The sequence below is a fragment of the Roseibium algicola genome, from assembly GCF_001999245.1.
GTDB classification, from domain to species: domain Bacteria; phylum Pseudomonadota; class Alphaproteobacteria; order Rhizobiales; family Stappiaceae; genus Roseibium; species Roseibium algicola.
In genome coordinates, this window is the sequence record NZ_CP019630.1 from 5,191,153 (window position 1) to 5,205,560 (window position 14,408).

General features: G+C 57.5%; 17 protein-coding genes. 6 read left to right on the forward strand and 11 right to left on the reverse strand.

The window, feature by feature from the left end; translation table 11 throughout:
• Positions 1 to 150 precede the first annotated feature (150 nt).
• Positions 151 to 786 (reverse strand): PilZ domain-containing protein, encoded by a 636-nt coding sequence (locus tag B0E33_RS24070; protein WP_055654833.1) that lies wholly within the window; start codon positions 784 to 786, stop codon positions 151 to 153.
• Positions 787 to 1,153: 367 nt separating this feature from the next.
• Positions 1,154 to 1,801 (reverse strand): PAS domain-containing protein, encoded by a 648-nt coding sequence (locus tag B0E33_RS24075; RefSeq protein ID WP_075282469.1) that lies wholly within the window; start codon positions 1,799 to 1,801, stop codon positions 1,154 to 1,156.
• Positions 1,802 to 2,356: 555 nt separating this feature from the next.
• On the opposite strand from B0E33_RS24075, the gene B0E33_RS24080 reads away from it, so the two are divergent.
• Both B0E33_RS24080 and B0E33_RS24085 read left to right on the forward strand, forming a co-directional pair.
• Complete coding sequence (locus B0E33_RS24080; RefSeq protein WP_062488494.1) at positions 2,357 to 3,145, forward strand: rhomboid family intramembrane serine protease; 789 nt, start codon at positions 2,357 to 2,359, stop codon at positions 3,143 to 3,145.
• A 280-nt stretch (positions 3,146 to 3,425) separates the two neighbouring features.
• Entirely contained in the window at positions 3,426 to 3,857 is a 432-nt protein-coding gene (locus B0E33_RS24085) for a CBS domain-containing protein (protein WP_023001082.1), read from the forward strand.
• 52 nt (positions 3,858 to 3,909) lie between these two features.
• Here B0E33_RS24085 and B0E33_RS24090 read toward each other — a convergent pair whose 3' ends face one another.
• The 8 genes from B0E33_RS24090 to folE form a co-directional block, all read right to left on the reverse strand.
• A complete protein-coding gene (locus B0E33_RS24090; RefSeq protein WP_062491563.1) occupies positions 3,910 to 4,557 on the reverse strand; it encodes a cytochrome c3 family protein in 648 nt (215 codons plus the stop codon).
• Complete coding sequence (locus B0E33_RS24095) at positions 4,557 to 5,027, reverse strand: nitrate reductase cytochrome c-type subunit (RefSeq protein ID WP_023001084.1); 471 nt, start codon at positions 5,025 to 5,027, stop codon at positions 4,557 to 4,559. The genes B0E33_RS24090 and B0E33_RS24095 overlap by 1 nt, the downstream gene beginning before the upstream one ends.
• Before the next feature lie 8 nt (positions 5,028 to 5,035).
• Positions 5,036 to 7,531 carry a periplasmic nitrate reductase subunit alpha gene (gene napA, locus B0E33_RS24100; RefSeq protein ID WP_077292651.1) on the reverse strand — a complete coding sequence of 832 codons (2,496 nt, stop codon included), beginning with the start codon at positions 7,529 to 7,531 and terminating at the stop codon, positions 5,036 to 5,038.
• Entirely contained in the window at positions 7,528 to 7,812 is a 285-nt protein-coding gene (locus tag B0E33_RS24105; protein ID WP_077292652.1) for a chaperone NapD, read from the reverse strand. Before B0E33_RS24105 ends, napA begins: the two co-directional genes overlap by 4 nt.
• Positions 7,809 to 8,324 (reverse strand): ferredoxin-type protein NapF, encoded by a 516-nt coding sequence (gene napF, locus B0E33_RS24110; RefSeq protein ID WP_077292653.1) that lies wholly within the window; start codon positions 8,322 to 8,324, stop codon positions 7,809 to 7,811. Before napF ends, B0E33_RS24105 begins: the two co-directional genes overlap by 4 nt.
• A 4-nt stretch (positions 8,325 to 8,328) precedes the next feature.
• Entirely contained in the window at positions 8,329 to 8,484 is a 156-nt protein-coding gene (gene napE / locus B0E33_RS24115; RefSeq protein ID WP_023001088.1) for a periplasmic nitrate reductase, NapE protein, read from the reverse strand.
• Between the two features lie 206 nt (positions 8,485 to 8,690).
• Positions 8,691 to 9,146 (reverse strand): phosphoribosyl-AMP cyclohydrolase, encoded by a 456-nt coding sequence (gene hisI, locus B0E33_RS24120; RefSeq protein ID WP_077292654.1) that lies wholly within the window; start codon positions 9,144 to 9,146, stop codon positions 8,691 to 8,693.
• Positions 9,147 to 9,191: 45 nt separating this feature from the next.
• The gene (folE, locus tag B0E33_RS24125; RefSeq protein WP_023001090.1) at positions 9,192 to 9,827 is read right to left on the reverse strand and encodes a GTP cyclohydrolase I FolE; all 636 of its coding nucleotides are present in this window, start codon (positions 9,825 to 9,827) and stop codon (positions 9,192 to 9,194) included.
• Positions 9,828 to 10,115: 288 nt separating this feature from the next.
• On the opposite strand from folE, the gene B0E33_RS24130 reads away from it, so the two are divergent.
• From B0E33_RS24130 to B0E33_RS24140, 3 genes are all read left to right on the forward strand, one after another.
• On the forward strand, positions 10,116 to 10,568 hold the full coding sequence (locus tag B0E33_RS24130) for an iron-sulfur cluster assembly scaffold protein (protein ID WP_023001091.1): 453 nt from the start codon (positions 10,116 to 10,118) through the stop codon (positions 10,566 to 10,568).
• A gap of 125 nt (positions 10,569 to 10,693) precedes the next feature.
• Positions 10,694 to 10,936: a membrane protein insertion efficiency factor YidD gene (gene yidD / locus B0E33_RS24135; RefSeq protein WP_322853568.1), complete on the forward strand. Its 243-nt coding sequence runs from the start codon at positions 10,694 to 10,696 to the stop codon at positions 10,934 to 10,936.
• A 78-nt stretch (positions 10,937 to 11,014) separates the two neighbouring features.
• Positions 11,015 to 12,805, forward strand: coding sequence for a B12-binding domain-containing radical SAM protein (locus B0E33_RS24140; RefSeq protein WP_077292655.1), 1,791 nt, complete (start codon positions 11,015 to 11,017; stop codon positions 12,803 to 12,805).
• On the opposite strand, the gene B0E33_RS24145 is transcribed toward B0E33_RS24140, so the two are convergent.
• Positions 12,800 to 13,696 (reverse strand): DMT family transporter, encoded by an 897-nt coding sequence (locus B0E33_RS24145; protein WP_077293585.1) that lies wholly within the window; start codon positions 13,694 to 13,696, stop codon positions 12,800 to 12,802. The two genes, B0E33_RS24140 and B0E33_RS24145, sit on opposite strands and share 6 nt — an antisense overlap.
• Positions 13,697 to 13,831: 135 nt before the next feature.
• Between B0E33_RS24145 and B0E33_RS24150 the strand changes: the two genes are divergently transcribed.
• Entirely contained in the window at positions 13,832 to 14,284 is a 453-nt protein-coding gene (locus B0E33_RS24150) for an Lrp/AsnC family transcriptional regulator (RefSeq protein ID WP_031269318.1), read from the forward strand.
• Positions 14,285 to 14,408 lie beyond the last annotated feature (124 nt).

Below are 14,408 nucleotides of genomic sequence, written 5' to 3' on the forward strand. Positions count from 1 at the left end.
AGGGCACGAAAGTTTTTTGATTTTTTTGGTTCTGGCCACCAGAAAAGAAACGCGACTACCCGGAAAATTGCGCAGAAACGAAAAGACCCGGCAAAAAGCCGGGCCTGTCTGAATGGTTCTAAGCACTTGCGATTGATGAGAAAGCTAAAGTCAGCTTTCCTCTGGTGCCGATATGTGATGTTCCAGCAATTCGCGGCTTTGAACAGCAGCAAATTCGACGGCTATGCCACCTTCGATGCGGCGAATGACACGCGCATGCATCTTGCCGAGCGTGATGGCGTCGCCCATCTCCGGCACGATGTCCGTGGCGATGGCCGCGCCGGACAGGGATACGTCTATGATGCGGCAGACATGTTCCGAGCCGTCCGGCAGGATCATCTTCGTCATCGGATTTTTGGGCACGAAGCGGTCGTGGCGGCGGTCTTCGGGAAGATTGAGTTCGTCCCGGTTCGCAAGCCACGTCAAAACATTGGCGATCTTGTCGCGTTTGCGGACCGTATTGCGCAGTTCAACCGCAAAGCCACCATCGATCAGGCGGGAAATCCTGCCTTCGACGCGGCTCAGGTGGTCAAGATAGGCAATCACGCGTTCGCCGACCCTGCCGGTGACCGGTGTAATCATGGCCATGCCGCCAGGCGACATGTCGATAACCTGACAAGGATATTCGCGCCGATCTTCAAGCATGAAGCGGCCCAGTATATTGACCTGGACCCGTTGATGGCGCCGGCGGTCAGTGACTTGAAGCGATCTGCTTCCTTCGGTTGCTGTTGCCACTCCGGCGCTCATGCCTGTTCTATCCAAAACGGTGCGCAAATCGCATTGTCCCCGGCTGAGATGCGATTCAAAAGACGTCTTTCAAAGCACTTTAGGTAGCTGGGGTTAACGATGTGTAAGAGTGTAGCTCAGAAGGCGCACAGGTCCAGACTTGTGATCGATAAAAATGCGGGTACGGCCGTGATGTTCGGAATTCGAGCGTTCTCTGGCGAGAAAGCACAATAACGCGAGAGTAAAATCCGGAAGGAAGGACTTCTTTTCAGCTGAATAGAGGCTGCAAAACAGCCGGTACCGGACATGAATTCGGGCCAGCTGATTCTCGGCCGGCCCGATTTCGCAGGTGAACAGGGATGTTACCAGACTTGCTATGTTGTGCGGATCAGGTCTTGCCGCCGGAATAGACGGTCAGATGTCCGACCTTGCGCTCCGCACCGCTCGGCAGGGGCGGTGTCGGCATGGCGATGCCCTCGGCGGTGAAGCGCGGCAGGATCGGGTTGAGCGTGGAAGCAGGGGAATCCACGAAATAGGGGCGCTCGTCCGGCCAGACCAGGCGCAGGCTGCTGATCGACTGGCTCAAAATGGGATGCAGGCCGATCCAATAGGGTTTTTCCATCGGGGTACAGCTTCCCAGGACACGGATCCTGCCTTCACCTGGAACATTCAGCGGTACCAGCAGCATTTCCATCTGCAGGATCTGTCCGCGTTCCGTATGGCCGTTGATGCCGATCACGGCCGCGGCCGCATCTTCGGTGATGGCAGCGATCAGGCTTTCCAGGGCTTCACGGTCTTTCACGCTCCAGCCGCGAAGGAAGTTGCGGCCCTTGAGTTCCCGGCAATGGGCGGAACACAGACGTGTACCGGCGAGGCGATAGCGCACGTCCCTGGAACCGTTCGTCTCCAGAATGAAGGTGTCACCAAGAAGACCGCGGATCTCACCCGGATCGACTTCGCTGCGGTTCGGTGCAGGACGGGCGCCGCGAAGATTGTCCCAGTAGTTGTAAAGAGTTTGCGTTACGCCGTGTTTCATCTGGTTCGCCTCTTTGCCATTCTTGCGCCCGGTGTTTCGTCTCAAGACAGTTCTTGTTTCAAAACGGGACGAAAATGCTTCCCTGTTGGTTTTTGACCTTTACAAAGCAGGGCGCGTGCCAAGTGCTTGTTGGCGTGAAAGCTTGAGTGGCGGTCAGAAATTAAGGTTAATTTTCGGTAAAGCTTGTATTAGGGGCGGTTGCCTGTCAGCTTAACACTCAGTTCACATAGACGGCGGGTGGGAGGAACCTGTTGTTGCAGGTCAGGCCGCGGGCCGATAGGTACAGCCGCCAAGAGCTGCCTCGGTAAAACAAGCGCCGGCCGGAGTGAACAACTGTCCTGAACGGGCGTCGTGGGGACGCGACCGGTTTTGGGGGGCATCGCAAAGCGCTGGTCACCTTTAGGTGGCCGGCGCTTTGTATTTTCAGGCTTTTTGGGGATTGTGACCGGAGAAGTCGAATTCACTATTTCCCGGTTTCGCTTGTTCTGGCGGTCGAACCACTCTTGTTTTGTCTTCGATCTGGCTTAGAAGAAAGACAGGAAAGGCAGAGGGTCCATGAACGTTTACCGCATTGATGAAGAACGCGCCCGGCGCGAAAAAGCCCAGAAGGAACAACCTCCCCAGCGGCCGTCCGGTCCGCCCGTGTTCAATCTGCCCGGGATCATCGTCTGGCTTGGCGGTATCCTGATTGCGATCCACGTTCTGCGTGTGATGATCCTTCCGGCGAACCTGGACAATCTGATCATCGAACTTTTTGCATTCTGGCCGGTAAAATATGCCTATCTCGGCAGTCTGCCGCCTTTTGATCTTCTCTCCAGCCTCTGGGCCTTCGTCACTTACAGCCTGCTGCATGGTGGCGCCATGCACATCATCTTCAACCTGCTCTGGATGGCGATTTTCGGCAGTGCGGTTGCCAGGCGGTTTGGCGTAGGTCGATTTCTGCTGTTTTCGGCGGCCTGTTCCGTTGGCGGGGCGCTGGCTCATCTTGCCACCCACTGGGGGGAAGGGGCGCCGATGATCGGCGCATCCGCCGCCATTTCCGGCCAGATGGCTGCGGCCATTCGTTTCGTTTTCGAGCGTGGTGGCCCGCTGGGAGCGATCCGCAGCAACGATCCGACGGCCTATTTCGTGCCGGCGCAGCCGTTTGCGGAATGCCTTCGCAATCAACAGGTTCTGGTTTTTGTTGCGGTATGGTTCGGGCTCAACCTGTTCTTCGGTCTGATGAGCGGTCCCGTTGCGGGACAGCCGGCAAGTGTTGCCTGGCAAGCTCATATTGGTGGATTTGTCGCCGGACTTGCCCTGTTCCCGCTGTTCGACCCCGTGCCGCAGCGGCGTAATTCCTGACGCGAAGCGAAAGTGGCTTCAAGACGCAAGGTCAACAGTTTGCGCGATCTGATTTTTTTGCCATGATACCTGACGACTGGAGGTCGTCCTGTCGGATTCGAATGGACGTCCGGCCCCAGTCGGTGCGAAAGTGGTCGAGCAGCTGGAACATCTCCTTCCGGAGACCGGCTGGCAGACTACATTAAGGTCGATCAACTATTGACGTTTGATCGCTTCCGATTGAGCGTCGGTTGATCTGGTCCGGTAAAACGGACCGATTGATGCCATGGGAGGTGATTGAATGACCGTAGCCGCTATCCTGAGTGGGAAAGGCCACGATATTATCACAGCGCGCAGCGACGCGTTGCTCAGCGAAATTTGTGAAACCCTGGCAAAACACAAGATCGGTGCCGTGGTCGTTTCCGACAAGGAGGGTGCCGTTGACGGCATTGTGTCAGAGCGGGACATCGTTCGCGTGGTCGGTACGCAGGGCGTGTCGGCGCTGAAAACACCGGTTTCCGGTGTCATGACCAAAAACGTGGTTACCTGCTCCGAAGAGAACAACATCAATGAAGTCATGGCTCGCATGACACAGGGCAGGTTCCGCCATATGCCGGTCGTGAAGGACGGAAAGCTGACCGGTGTGATCTCCATCGGCGACGTCGTGAAGTTCAAGATTGCGCAGGTTGAACTCGAAGCCGAGCAGATGCGCAGCTACATTACGATGGCCTGACGTGAAAAAGGCTGGCTTGTAGGCCAGCCTTTTTGTTTCGACGTGTGATTTATCAATCTTGCCGTTTTGCCAGAAACGCGGTGGCTTCCTTCAGCATTTTCTCGGGTTTTTCCCCGTGCCATGCCGACTGAGACATGTCCGGCAAGCGATGCGCAATGCCCTTGTGGCAATCGATGCAGGTCTTTTCACCCGTGAACAGGAAGCGTTGGTGCGCCTCAGAGGCCCTTCCACTCTGACGGGTTATGTCCATGGAATCGGCGGAATGGCAGTTGCGGCACTCCAGCGAATTGTTCGCCTTGAGCCGGGCCCATTCGTGCTGGGCCAGTTCAAGTCGGTGTTCCAGAAACTTTTCCCGCGTATTGATCGTCCCGAAGATCTTGCCCCAGACCTCCTTTGAAGCCTGCATCTTGCGGGCGATCTTGTCTGTCCATTCATGGGGGACATGACAATCCGGGCACGTGGCTCTCACGCCCGAGCGGTTGGAGTAGTGGATTGTCGTTTTAAGCTCGGCAAAGACGTTGTCGCGCATCTCGTGACAGCCCGTGCAGAACTTCTCGGTATTGGTCAACTCCAGCGCGGTGTTGAAACCACCCCAGAAAATTATGCCCATGATGAAGCCGCCGAGGGTCAGAAAGCCGAGGCTGTAGTGCACGCTCGGGCGGCGGATGGTGGTCCAGAGCCTTTTGAGGAAGGCCAGCATCATTTGGCCCCCTCTTTGGATTTCACATATTCGAGCACTTCATCGACATCGACAAAGTCGTTCTCGACCAGAGGCCGGGCGTCGGTCTGCGGCACGTGGCACTGATTGCAGAAGTACCGCCGGGGCGTGACGGACGCCAGGAACTGGTTGTCCCGGTTCATGAAATGCGTGATCGACACCATTGGCGCCTGGCTGACTTCAATGGCTGTACGGGAATGACAGCTCAGGCACTTGTTGGAGTTCTTGTCGATCTGATAGCCCTCGATCGTGTGAGGGATAAGCGGTGGCTGCTCGGGATAGTTCCGCACCTGGCGAATGTCGGAGTTCACCGGCTTTGGCATCGGGGCAGGCGTCCCGTTTTCCGCCAACGGCGTTGCGGGGCGCATGGTGGCGATGTGTTCCTGGGCGGCTGCGGCAGCTGCGGCAACCAACAGGGCGGCGCAGGCAAGGCCGATTGCAAAGCGTTTCATGGCTCACCTCACACTGCTTCTACGCGCACGGCGCATTTCTTGAAATCGGTCTGCTTCGACAGCGGATCGGTCGCGTCCAGCGTGACCTTGTTGATCAACTGGCGGGCATCGAACCAGGGCACGAAAATCAGCCCCTTGGGCGGTTTGTTGCGGCCTCTGGTTTCGACGCGGGTGAGAATTTCCCCACGTCTGGATTTGATGCGCACTTCCGCACCGCGCCTCAGGCCTAGAGCCTCGGCATCGTCCGGATGCATGTAGCAGAGGGCATCGGGCACGGCCTTGTAGAGTTCAGGTACGCGCTGCGTCATCGATCCGGAGTGCCAGTGCTCCAGAACCCGGCCGGTGGACAGCCAGAAGGGATACTCCTCATCCGGGCTTTCCGCGGGCGGTTCAAAGGGCAAGGCGAAGGCAACAGCCTTGCCGTCCGGTTTCCCATAGAAGTCGAACGCCGCTCCCTCTTTCACATAAGGGTCGTATTTGCCGTTGTAGCGCCAGCGGGTTTCCTTGCCGTCCACCACGGGCCAACGGAGCCCGCGCACCTGGTGGTAGGTGTCGAAATCCGCCAGGTCGTGGCCATGTCCGCGGCCGAACTGGGCATATTCCTCAAACAGGCCTTTCTGGATGTAGAAGCCGAACTCGTCGGATTCGCGGTTCTCGTAGTCTTCCGCCCGTTCGCTGTTGGGGAAGGCGTTGACATTGCCGTTTTCGAATAGAACTTCGTACAGCGTCTTTCCCTTGTAATCGGGATTGTCGGCCAGAAGCTCGGGCGGCCAGACTTCGTCTGTTGTGAAACGTTTGGAAAATTCAACCAGCTGCCACAGGTCGGACATCGCCCCTTCCGGTGCGTCGACGAGCTGGTGCCAGAACTGGGTGCGGCGCTCGGCGTTGCCGTAGGCACCTTCCTTTTCCACCCACATTGCGGTTGGCAGCACAAGGTCGGCGGCTTCTGCCGTCACAGTTGGGTAGGCATCGGAAACGACGATGAAGTTTTCCGGATTGCGATATCCGGGCAGGCCTTCTTCCATCATGTTCGGGGCGGCCTGCATGTTGTTGTTGACCTGCACCCAGTAGCAGTTGATTTCGCCGTCCTTGAGTTTCCGGTTCTGCAGAACGGCATGTGCACCGATCCATTCAGGAACGGTTCCTGCCGGCAGTTTCCAGATCTTTTCGGCTGTTGCCCGGTGCTCCGGATTTGAAACCACGAGGTCGGCAGGCAGGCGGTGAGCGAAGGTGCCGACTTCGCGGGCGGTGCCGCAGGCAGACGGCTGGCCGGTCAGGGAAAAGGGGGAATTGCCGGGCTGGGCAATTTTACCGGTCAACAGGTGGATATTGTAGATGAGGTTGTTCATCCACACACCGCGGGTATGCTGGTTGACGCCCATGGTCCAAAGGGACATCACCTTGGTGTCCGGATCTGCGTACAGCTCAGCGATCTGCTGAAGCCGCTCCCTTGAAACTCCGGACTTCTCCGCTGCAAAATCCAGAGTATAGGGTTTCACGAATTCGGCGAATTCCTCGAGAGACATCGGCTCGGAATCGCCGCTGCCGGCATTCGCTGCAGCGGCTTCAAGCGGATTTTCCGGTCGCAAGCCATAGCCGATGTCCTGTGCGCCCTTCCGGAAATTGACGTGGTTTGACACGAACTCCTCGTTCACCGCGCCGGACTGGATGATGTGGTTCGCAATATAATTGGCGATGATCAGGTCCGTCTGGGGAACGAATACGCCGGGAATGTCCGCCAGATCGAAGCTGCGATGTTCGAAGGTGGAAAGCACGGCAACCTTGACATGGGGATGGCTGAGGCGCCGGTCGGCGATCCTGGTCCACAGGATCGGGTGCATCTCGGCCATGTTGGAGCCCCAGAGCACAAAGGCGTCGGCGTTTTCAAAGTCGTCGTAGCAGCCCATGGGCTCGTCAATGCCGAAGGCACGGATGAACCCGACGACCGCTGACGCCATGCAGTGGCGAGCGTTGGGGTCGATATTGTTGGAGCGGAAGCCGGCTTTCATCAGCTTGGAAGCCGCATACCCCTCCCAGACCGTCCATTGGCCCGAGCCGAACATTCCGACAGCCTTCGGGCCCTTGGCCTTCAGTGTTGCCTTCCATTTCTCGGCCATGATATCGAACGCTTCGTCCCAGGACACCGGTTCGAAGTCGCCGTCCTTGTCGAACTTGCCGTTCTTCTTGCGCAGGAGCGGTGTCGTCAGCCTGTCCTTGCCGTACATGATCTTCGACAGGAAGTAGCCCTTGACGCAGTTGAGGCCCCGGTTCACCTCCGCTTCAGCGTCGCCGTGGGTTGCAACCACGCGTCCAGCCTTGGTCGCGACCATGATGGAGCAGCCGGTGCCGCAGAAGCGGCAGGCTGCCTTGGACCACTTCAGGTCAGTCAAATGCGCATGGGTAACAAGGTTCTGTGCGGCCGCAGGCACCGGTAGTCCCGCTGCCGCGGCGGCGGCCGCCACAGCCTGCGCCTTGATGACATCACGTCTGCTTATTCCGCTCATTGTGTGTCTCCTTGAAGGGAGGTCGGTGTCGCCTCGGGCGCACCGTCTGTCTGGTGGTAAACAAGGGATGCGCTCACAACGCCGGTGAGCAGCTGGATATCCGTGAGGGCCTGTACGATTTCCGCTTCGTTCGCGGTTTCCAGTGTCACGATCAGGCGTCCCTGATCATCGGAATGGGCGATCTCGGCGCCGCCGAGCGCAAGAATGTCCCGCTCGACATCGGATATCGCCTCTGTCCGCGCATGAACGAGAAGACTGGCTATGTGGACTGTTGTGCTCATGCTGTCTGGGCATCCTCTTTGGGATGGACAATGGCCAGTGCATCCTGCGGACAGACTGGGAGACAGGCTCCGCAGCCCGTGCAGGCATCTGTTTCGATGCGAAGCTGGCCAAAGGGGCGTTTGGTGAGATCTATGCGGATTGCCGAAGTGGGGCAGATATCCCGGCACACCTGGCAGGCAATGCCATGATCCTGCAGGCAACCCGGCTGAAATTCAGCCTTCATCGGCCAGGCCGGCGTGCGCTTCGTTTCAAAGACGTCCTGTGCGCAGGCATCTGCGCATTTGCCGCAGAAAGTACATTCGCCGCCGTCGAAAATAACTTCCGGCCGCCCGGTGTCGTCCGGCCTCAAGATGGATTCAGGGCAAGCTTCGGTGCAGGCGTTACAGCTTGTGCAACGTGCGGCAACAAGAGCTTCGTCCGTCCAGGGTGGGCGAAGTCTCTGGATCTCCGGTTGGCTGGGCAGTTTCAGGAATGCTCTGCGGCTGGCCGAAAAATGAGGGTCGGGAGACATGGCATCAGCCCGTCGGCGGCCCAAGGACCAGCTGTGACATCCAGATGATAAAGCCGTAGCCGCCAACAATTGCGACGGAAAGCGCCGGGGCAAGCAAAACGGCCAACAGGATGAACGCAATCCGTTCGTCCCGTTTGCTTGGAACAGTGTTGTCCGCCATAGCCTCTCCCTCAGCTTGCGGTCGATAGGGAATCAGGCACGGGGTTTTGATCTTGTTGTTCGCGCCTGATGGAAATTTAGGCACAAGAGAGAGGGTGGAGATATACGGGATACTACTTAAAATTTTGTTTCAAGAATTCGAAAGTTAATATGTTTCAATGGCTTGCGGATAAGCCTCGCTCAAGGCAGGTGGCTCTACTGCCGGGCTCAACCCTTGCCGTAAACTTCGTCGGGATCATAGACCCTCTCGGTTTCCACGCGCTCCAGACGCACAGACCCATCGTCACCTTTGATGGTTTTACGATAAAAACAAGAGCGATATCCCACATGGCAGGTTGCGCCATTGCCGGCAACCGAAACCTTCAGGACCAGGGCGTCCTGGTCGCAATCGGTCAGGATTTCATGTACGGTCTGGATCTGGCCGGAGGTTTCGCCCTTCTTCCAGAAGCTCTGGCGAGAACGGCTCCAGTACCAGGCCTCGCCGGTCTCGATCGTCCGCTTCAGGGCCTCGGCGTTCATGTAGCCAACCATGAGCACTTCGCCTGACGCCACATCGGTGACGACAGCCACAATCAGGCCGTCCCGGTCGAACTTAGGCATCATCAGATCGCCGTTTTCGACCGTTTCCTTGTCGCCGCGCTCAGTCAGGTGGGTATTGCACATGGGAGGAAAGCCCTTGTCGTCATTGATAACGCAAGGGCTGAAAACTCAAAGACCCTTGCCGCGTACCAGAGACATGAATTTCGCCTGTTCGGCGGGATCGTCCTGGAATACGCCGGTAAACTGGGTGGTGATCGTGGAAACACCGGGTTTCTGGACACCGCGCATGGTCATGCACTGGTGTTCGGCTTCCAGCATCACGGCCAGGCCACGCGGGGCCAGAGCGTCGTCAATGACCGATGCGATCTGCGCAGTCAAGTTTTCCTGCGTTTGCAGACGCTTGGCGTAGATGTCGACAACGCGTGCCAGTTTGGAAAGACCAACGACGCCTTCTGCCGGGTAATAGGCGATATGAGCTTCGCCGATGAAAGGCAGCATGTGGTGTTCGCAATGGGAATGGAACGGGATGCCGCGCACAAGGACGATATCCTTGTAGCCGCCAACATCTTCGAACGTCCTTGCAAGATGCTCTGCCGGATCTTCGAAGTAGCCACTGTAAAGCTGGCTCAGTGCCTTGACCACGCGCTTCGGTGTTTCCACCAGACCTTCGCGGTCCGGGTCGTCGCCGGTCCAGGCCAGAAGCGTGCGCACTGCAGCTTCCGCTTCTTCACGGCTTGGCCGATGCAACTGATCCGGCGACTTTCTTTCGAAGGTTTTTTCTACCGGCTTGAGGACAGCGTCCATGGGGATCCTCGCAATTTTACCCTTGTCACTCGTCATACGGCGCCCGCTGGTGCACAGATCAGAAGGTTCGGGCTTTTCAAGCCGCGGACCCTTATCATACTCCAGGCAAAAAGCGAACGCACAGTTTCTGAGCGGGAGGAGCCGGTTTCTAGCGTGCAAACGTCATGCGAAAGACCAACTGCGACCACTCTGCCCCTTGCGAATTTGCCGTGGCGTCTGATGTATATATATGAAAGCAGTGCGCCATCAATGTGTCGCGCATCACAGGCATTCACGAAGAGGCGAGTTATGCTCGACGACATTTATAACGCGAAGATCCTTGAATTCGCCGGAAATATCCCGCGGATCGGCCGTCTCGAGCATCCGGACGCAAGCGCAAAAGCTCATTCCAAATTGTGTGGCTCCACCGTCATTGTCGACCTTTCCATGAAGGACGGCGTCGTCACGGATTTTGCTCACGACGTCAAAGCCTGCGCGCTTGGCCAGGCGTCTTCGTCAATCATGGCTCGAAATATCATCGGCGCGCGCGCAGATGAGTTGCGCGAAGTGCAACAGACCATGCGCGCCATGTTGAAGGAAGGCGGCGAGGCCCCCACAGGCCGCTTCGAAGACCTGAAGTTTCTGGAACCGGTCCGCGAATACAAGGCGCGCCATGCCTCGACGCTATTGACCTTTGATGCCGTTGTCGACGCGCTCGACCAGATCGAGGCAAAAGCCAAGGAAGACAGCGCGGTCGCGTGACCGCAGTTCTGCGTCCCATGTGTTCTTGCCATAACGAACCGCGAAAGCCGGATGGCCGATTGTCACCAATCGGATATGTAGCGATTGGGCTTATCTGGCTTTACCGCCATTCCCTGTCGCTCTTCATGGGGCGCACCTGCCGCTACGCGCCGACTTGCTCCGATTACACCGAGCAATCCATTCGCCGCTTCGGCTTTTGGGCCGGGGGGTGGGTTGGCTTGTCCCGGGTTCTTCGGTGTAATCCCTGGGGCTCCTCCGGTTTTGACCCGATTCCAGACACCTTGCCGCCAGATGCGCACTGGTTTTTGCCCTGGCGTTACGGTCATTGGACCGGCAAGCACATACCGCCGGAACATCGTCTGGACTAATCGCTCATCCGATCTGTTGTTGACCTAACGTCAGGTTGGTGCAACGCTTGCCTCTCATGCCAGAAGGCGGAGGGAAGAATGAGCGGACGCGACTTCCATTTCGTGATGATCAAGCCGACCCATTACGACGACGACGGTTATCCGATCCAGTGGCTTCGCTCCGCAATTCCTTCCAACACGCTCGCCAGCCTGAACGGGCTCGCAGAAGCGGCCCGCAACCGTCAGGTTCTTGGGAAGGATGTCCGCATCCATCTTCATACCTTTGATGAAACCAACAAGCGGGTTCGTCCGGAAAAGATTGCCCGGGATATCCGAAAAGCAGGCGGAAAGGCCTTGATCGCGCTGGTCGGGGTTCAGTCAAACCAGTTTCCCCGGGCGACCGACCTTGCCCGCAGATTTCTCGGTCTTGGTCTGCCGGTTGCCATCGGCGGATTTCATGTCTCCGGCTGCATATCCATGCTGGATGAAATGCCGGAAGAGATGGTTCGGTTGCAAAAGGAAGGTGTCGTCTATTTTGCCGGCGAGGCCGAGGACGGGCGGTTGGACGCTGTCTTCCGCGATGCCTTTTCTGACGATCTGAAGCCGCTTTACAATTTCATGGCGGACTTGCCGTCGCTGGAGGGGGAGCCGACCCCGATCCTGCCCACCCAGCACATTCGCTTCACGGCCGGATCGCATTCCAGCTTCGATCTTGGCCGCGGTTGCCCTTTCCAGTGTTCCTTCTGCACCATCATCAACGTGCAAGGTCGCAAGAGCCGGTTTCGTTCCGCCGACGATCTGGAGCAGATCATTCGCGATAACGTTGCACAGGGGATCGACCGTTTTTTCATCACCGACGACAATTTCGCCCGCAACAGGGAATGGGAGCCGCTGTTCGACCGGCTGATTCAGCTTAGGGAGCAGGAGAGTTTCGACATCAAGTTCATCATCCAGGTGGACACGCTCTGTCACCGGATTGACGGTTTCATCGAGAAAGCGACGCGGGCAGGGGTCAACCGGGTCTTTATCGGGCTGGAAAACATCAATCCGGACAATCTCATGGCCGCAAAGAAGCGGCAGAACAAGATCACCGAATACCGGGAGATGCTGCAGAAATGGCGGGCCCACGGGGCAACAACCTATGCCGGTTACATCATCGGTTTTCCGGGTGATACCAAGGAGTCGGTCCTGCATGATGTCGAGATCATCAAAAAGGAACTTCCGCTCGATCTGCTCGAGTTCTTTTATCTGACGCCGCTTCCGGGATCCGAAGATCACAAGGTGCTTTTAAGCAAAGGCATCTGGATGGATCCAGACCTCAACAAGTACGATCTCAATCACCGGGTGAGCCATCACCCGAAAATGAGCGATGAGGATTGGGAGGAGGCCTACCGGCAAGCCTGGGCAAGCTATTATTCGGATGGCCACATCGAAACGGTGTTGCGCAGAGCCGCGGCGCATCGCAAGGGGCGTCCGGGCAACAAATTGTTCCTGATGATGTGGTTCAAGCTGATGGTCGAATGCGAAGGCGTTCATCCGCTTGAGGGCGGTTATTTCCGCCTGAAATGCCGCACAGACCGACGCGGCGGGCTGCCGCTTGAAAATCCGCTGGTGTTCTATCCGCGGTATCTTGCCGAAATCGTCGCCAAACATTGGGTCTATCTATCTGCCGTCTGGCGGGTTTACCGGATCTACCGGAGGGTCAAGGCATCGCCTGACAGGCGGACGTATTCCGATCTTGCCATTGCCCCGATGAACCGGAGCGAAGAAGAGGATCTGGCGATGATCCGGGAAACACGCGGCGGCGCGGAAGCGGTTGCCAAACAGCTTCGCGATGCCGCGCTTTCGAAGGCCGGAAAAGACCGGGCGAAGGCAGCTTCGGCCCTATGATTGAGAGGCGGTAGCCTTGCGCCGAAGCAGCCGCCAGCCGAAGGTCATGCCCATCGCGGCAATGATGATCGCAGCCGCTCCGACAAGCTGCAGCGGTTTCAGCTGATGGCCGAAGGCAAGATAATCGACAAGGATCGCCACCACCGGATAAATGAAGGAAAAGGCACCTTGCAGATAGGTCGGCAGCTTCTGCACGGCGCCATACATGAGGATATACATCACCCCCGTGTGAACGGCGCCAAGCGTGACAAGCGAGCCCCAGGCCATTGTACCTTCCGGCAAAGCGTTCCAGCTGACGAAGGGGGCAAGCATCAGGATGCCGACACAGACCTGTACCAGCGCGATCAGCTGTGGAGGCGTTCCCGTCAGCTTCTTGGTCAGCAGGGCTGCGACAGCCCAGAAAAAGGCAGCACCGAGCGAGAGTGCTATGCCGAGTGCATAATTTGAACCGGCATATTCGACAGCGCCGGGTTTTGCCTGGACGATCAGCAGGACACCGGCAAAGGCAATGACCAGCCAGCCGAGCTTGTTAACGGTGATCCGTTCTCCCAGAAACAGAATGCCGAAGCCGACCAGGATGAACGGCTGGGTATTGTAGACAGCGGTTGCCACGCCGATGGATGCCTCGGAATAGGCAGTGAAGAGCATTGCCCAGTTCACGACGATGGCAAAGCCCCCTATGGCGGCAACGGCCAGTTTTTTCCAGGTCAGGTGCCGGCGGAGTAGGCCCTGGGCAGAACAGATGACAAGCAGCGCCAACGCACCGAAGGCGCAGCGCCAGAACACAACGTCGATGGCGCCCTGGCCGGAAAGGACCACGAAAAGTCCTATCGTTCCCAGAATGGTCATGGCGGCAGTCATTTCGGTGGCGCCGCGCAATGTCTTGTCCATTTTTGCCTCCAAGCGTTTCAGGATGGCCTTCATTCTGCCAAGTAGGTGGATGCGAGTACTTTTGATAAATCAACAGAAGCTGGTATTGTTTTGTGAAATGTAAGCTTATCTGCCGATTGGTGTTTCGAAATGAAGATGGATGAGACGGATATCAAGATCGTTGAAGCCTTGATTGACGACGCGCGCATGTCGTTGAAAGACTTGGCCGCTCACGTGGGATTGTCGTCGCCCGGTGTTTCGGAGCGGATCCGCCGTCTGCAGGAACGCGGCGTCATTCGCGGCTTTACCGTGGATATTGATCCGAAGGTGCTTGGATACAGTCTGCAGGCGATCGTGCGCATTCGACCGCTGCCTGGAAAGCTGCATATCGTGCAGCAACTCATTCAGGAAATTCCCGAGTTTTGCGAGTGCGACAAGGTCACGGGAGAAGACTGTTTCGTCGCCCGACTTGCCATTCCTTCCATCGATCAGCTCGACGGAATTCTGGACCGGATATCGGACAAGGCGGAAACCAGCACCTCGATTGTCAAATCCCAGCCGATCCGCCGCCGTCCGCCGCCCTTGGCTGTGGCTGAGAAGGCCTCTTGAGGCCTGCGTTTCCGGGCCGTTAAGGCCTGAATGCAAAATGTGTTGCCGCAACGAAAATTCTCAAAGACAGCACCTGCAAATCGGTGTATTCCGCAAAGGCCGCCGACCGGTCCGTGCAGTCTCT

Bases quoted from the DNA above. Each gene is read 5' to 3' on its own strand.
- B0E33_RS24070 (WP_055654833.1), bottom strand. From the start codon at position 786: ATGAGCGCCGGAGTGGCAACAGCAACCGAAGGAAGCAGATCGCTTCAA.
- B0E33_RS24075 (WP_075282469.1), bottom strand. From the start codon at position 1,801: ATGAAACACGGCGTAACGCAAACTCTTTACAACTACTGGGACAATCTT.
- B0E33_RS24080 (WP_062488494.1), top strand. From the start codon at position 2,357: ATGAACGTTTACCGCATTGATGAAGAACGCGCCCGGCGCGAAAAAGCC.
- B0E33_RS24085 (WP_023001082.1), top strand. From the start codon at position 3,426: ATGACCGTAGCCGCTATCCTGAGTGGGAAAGGCCACGATATTATCACA.
- B0E33_RS24090 (WP_062491563.1), bottom strand. From the start codon at position 4,557: ATGCTGGCCTTCCTCAAAAGGCTCTGGACCACCATCCGCCGCCCGAGC.
- B0E33_RS24095 (WP_023001084.1), bottom strand. From the start codon at position 5,027: ATGAAACGCTTTGCAATCGGCCTTGCCTGCGCCGCCCTGTTGGTTGCC.
- napA (WP_077292651.1), bottom strand. From the start codon at position 7,531: ATGAGCGGAATAAGCAGACGTGATGTCATCAAGGCGCAGGCTGTGGCG.
- B0E33_RS24105 (WP_077292652.1), bottom strand. From the start codon at position 7,812: ATGAGCACAACAGTCCACATAGCCAGTCTTCTCGTTCATGCGCGGACA.
- napF (WP_077292653.1), bottom strand. From the start codon at position 8,324: ATGTCTCCCGACCCTCATTTTTCGGCCAGCCGCAGAGCATTCCTGAAA.
- napE (WP_023001088.1), bottom strand. From the start codon at position 8,484: ATGGCGGACAACACTGTTCCAAGCAAACGGGACGAACGGATTGCGTTC.
- hisI (WP_077292654.1), bottom strand. From the start codon at position 9,146: ATGTGCAATACCCACCTGACTGAGCGCGGCGACAAGGAAACGGTCGAA.
- folE (WP_023001090.1), bottom strand. From the start codon at position 9,827: ATGGACGCTGTCCTCAAGCCGGTAGAAAAAACCTTCGAAAGAAAGTCG.
- B0E33_RS24130 (WP_023001091.1), top strand. From the start codon at position 10,116: ATGCTCGACGACATTTATAACGCGAAGATCCTTGAATTCGCCGGAAAT.
- yidD (WP_322853568.1), top strand. From the start codon at position 10,694: ATGGGGCGCACCTGCCGCTACGCGCCGACTTGCTCCGATTACACCGAG.
- B0E33_RS24140 (WP_077292655.1), top strand. From the start codon at position 11,015: ATGAGCGGACGCGACTTCCATTTCGTGATGATCAAGCCGACCCATTAC.
- B0E33_RS24145 (WP_077293585.1), bottom strand. From the start codon at position 13,696: ATGGACAAGACATTGCGCGGCGCCACCGAAATGACTGCCGCCATGACC.
- B0E33_RS24150 (WP_031269318.1), top strand. From the start codon at position 13,832: ATGGATGAGACGGATATCAAGATCGTTGAAGCCTTGATTGACGACGCG.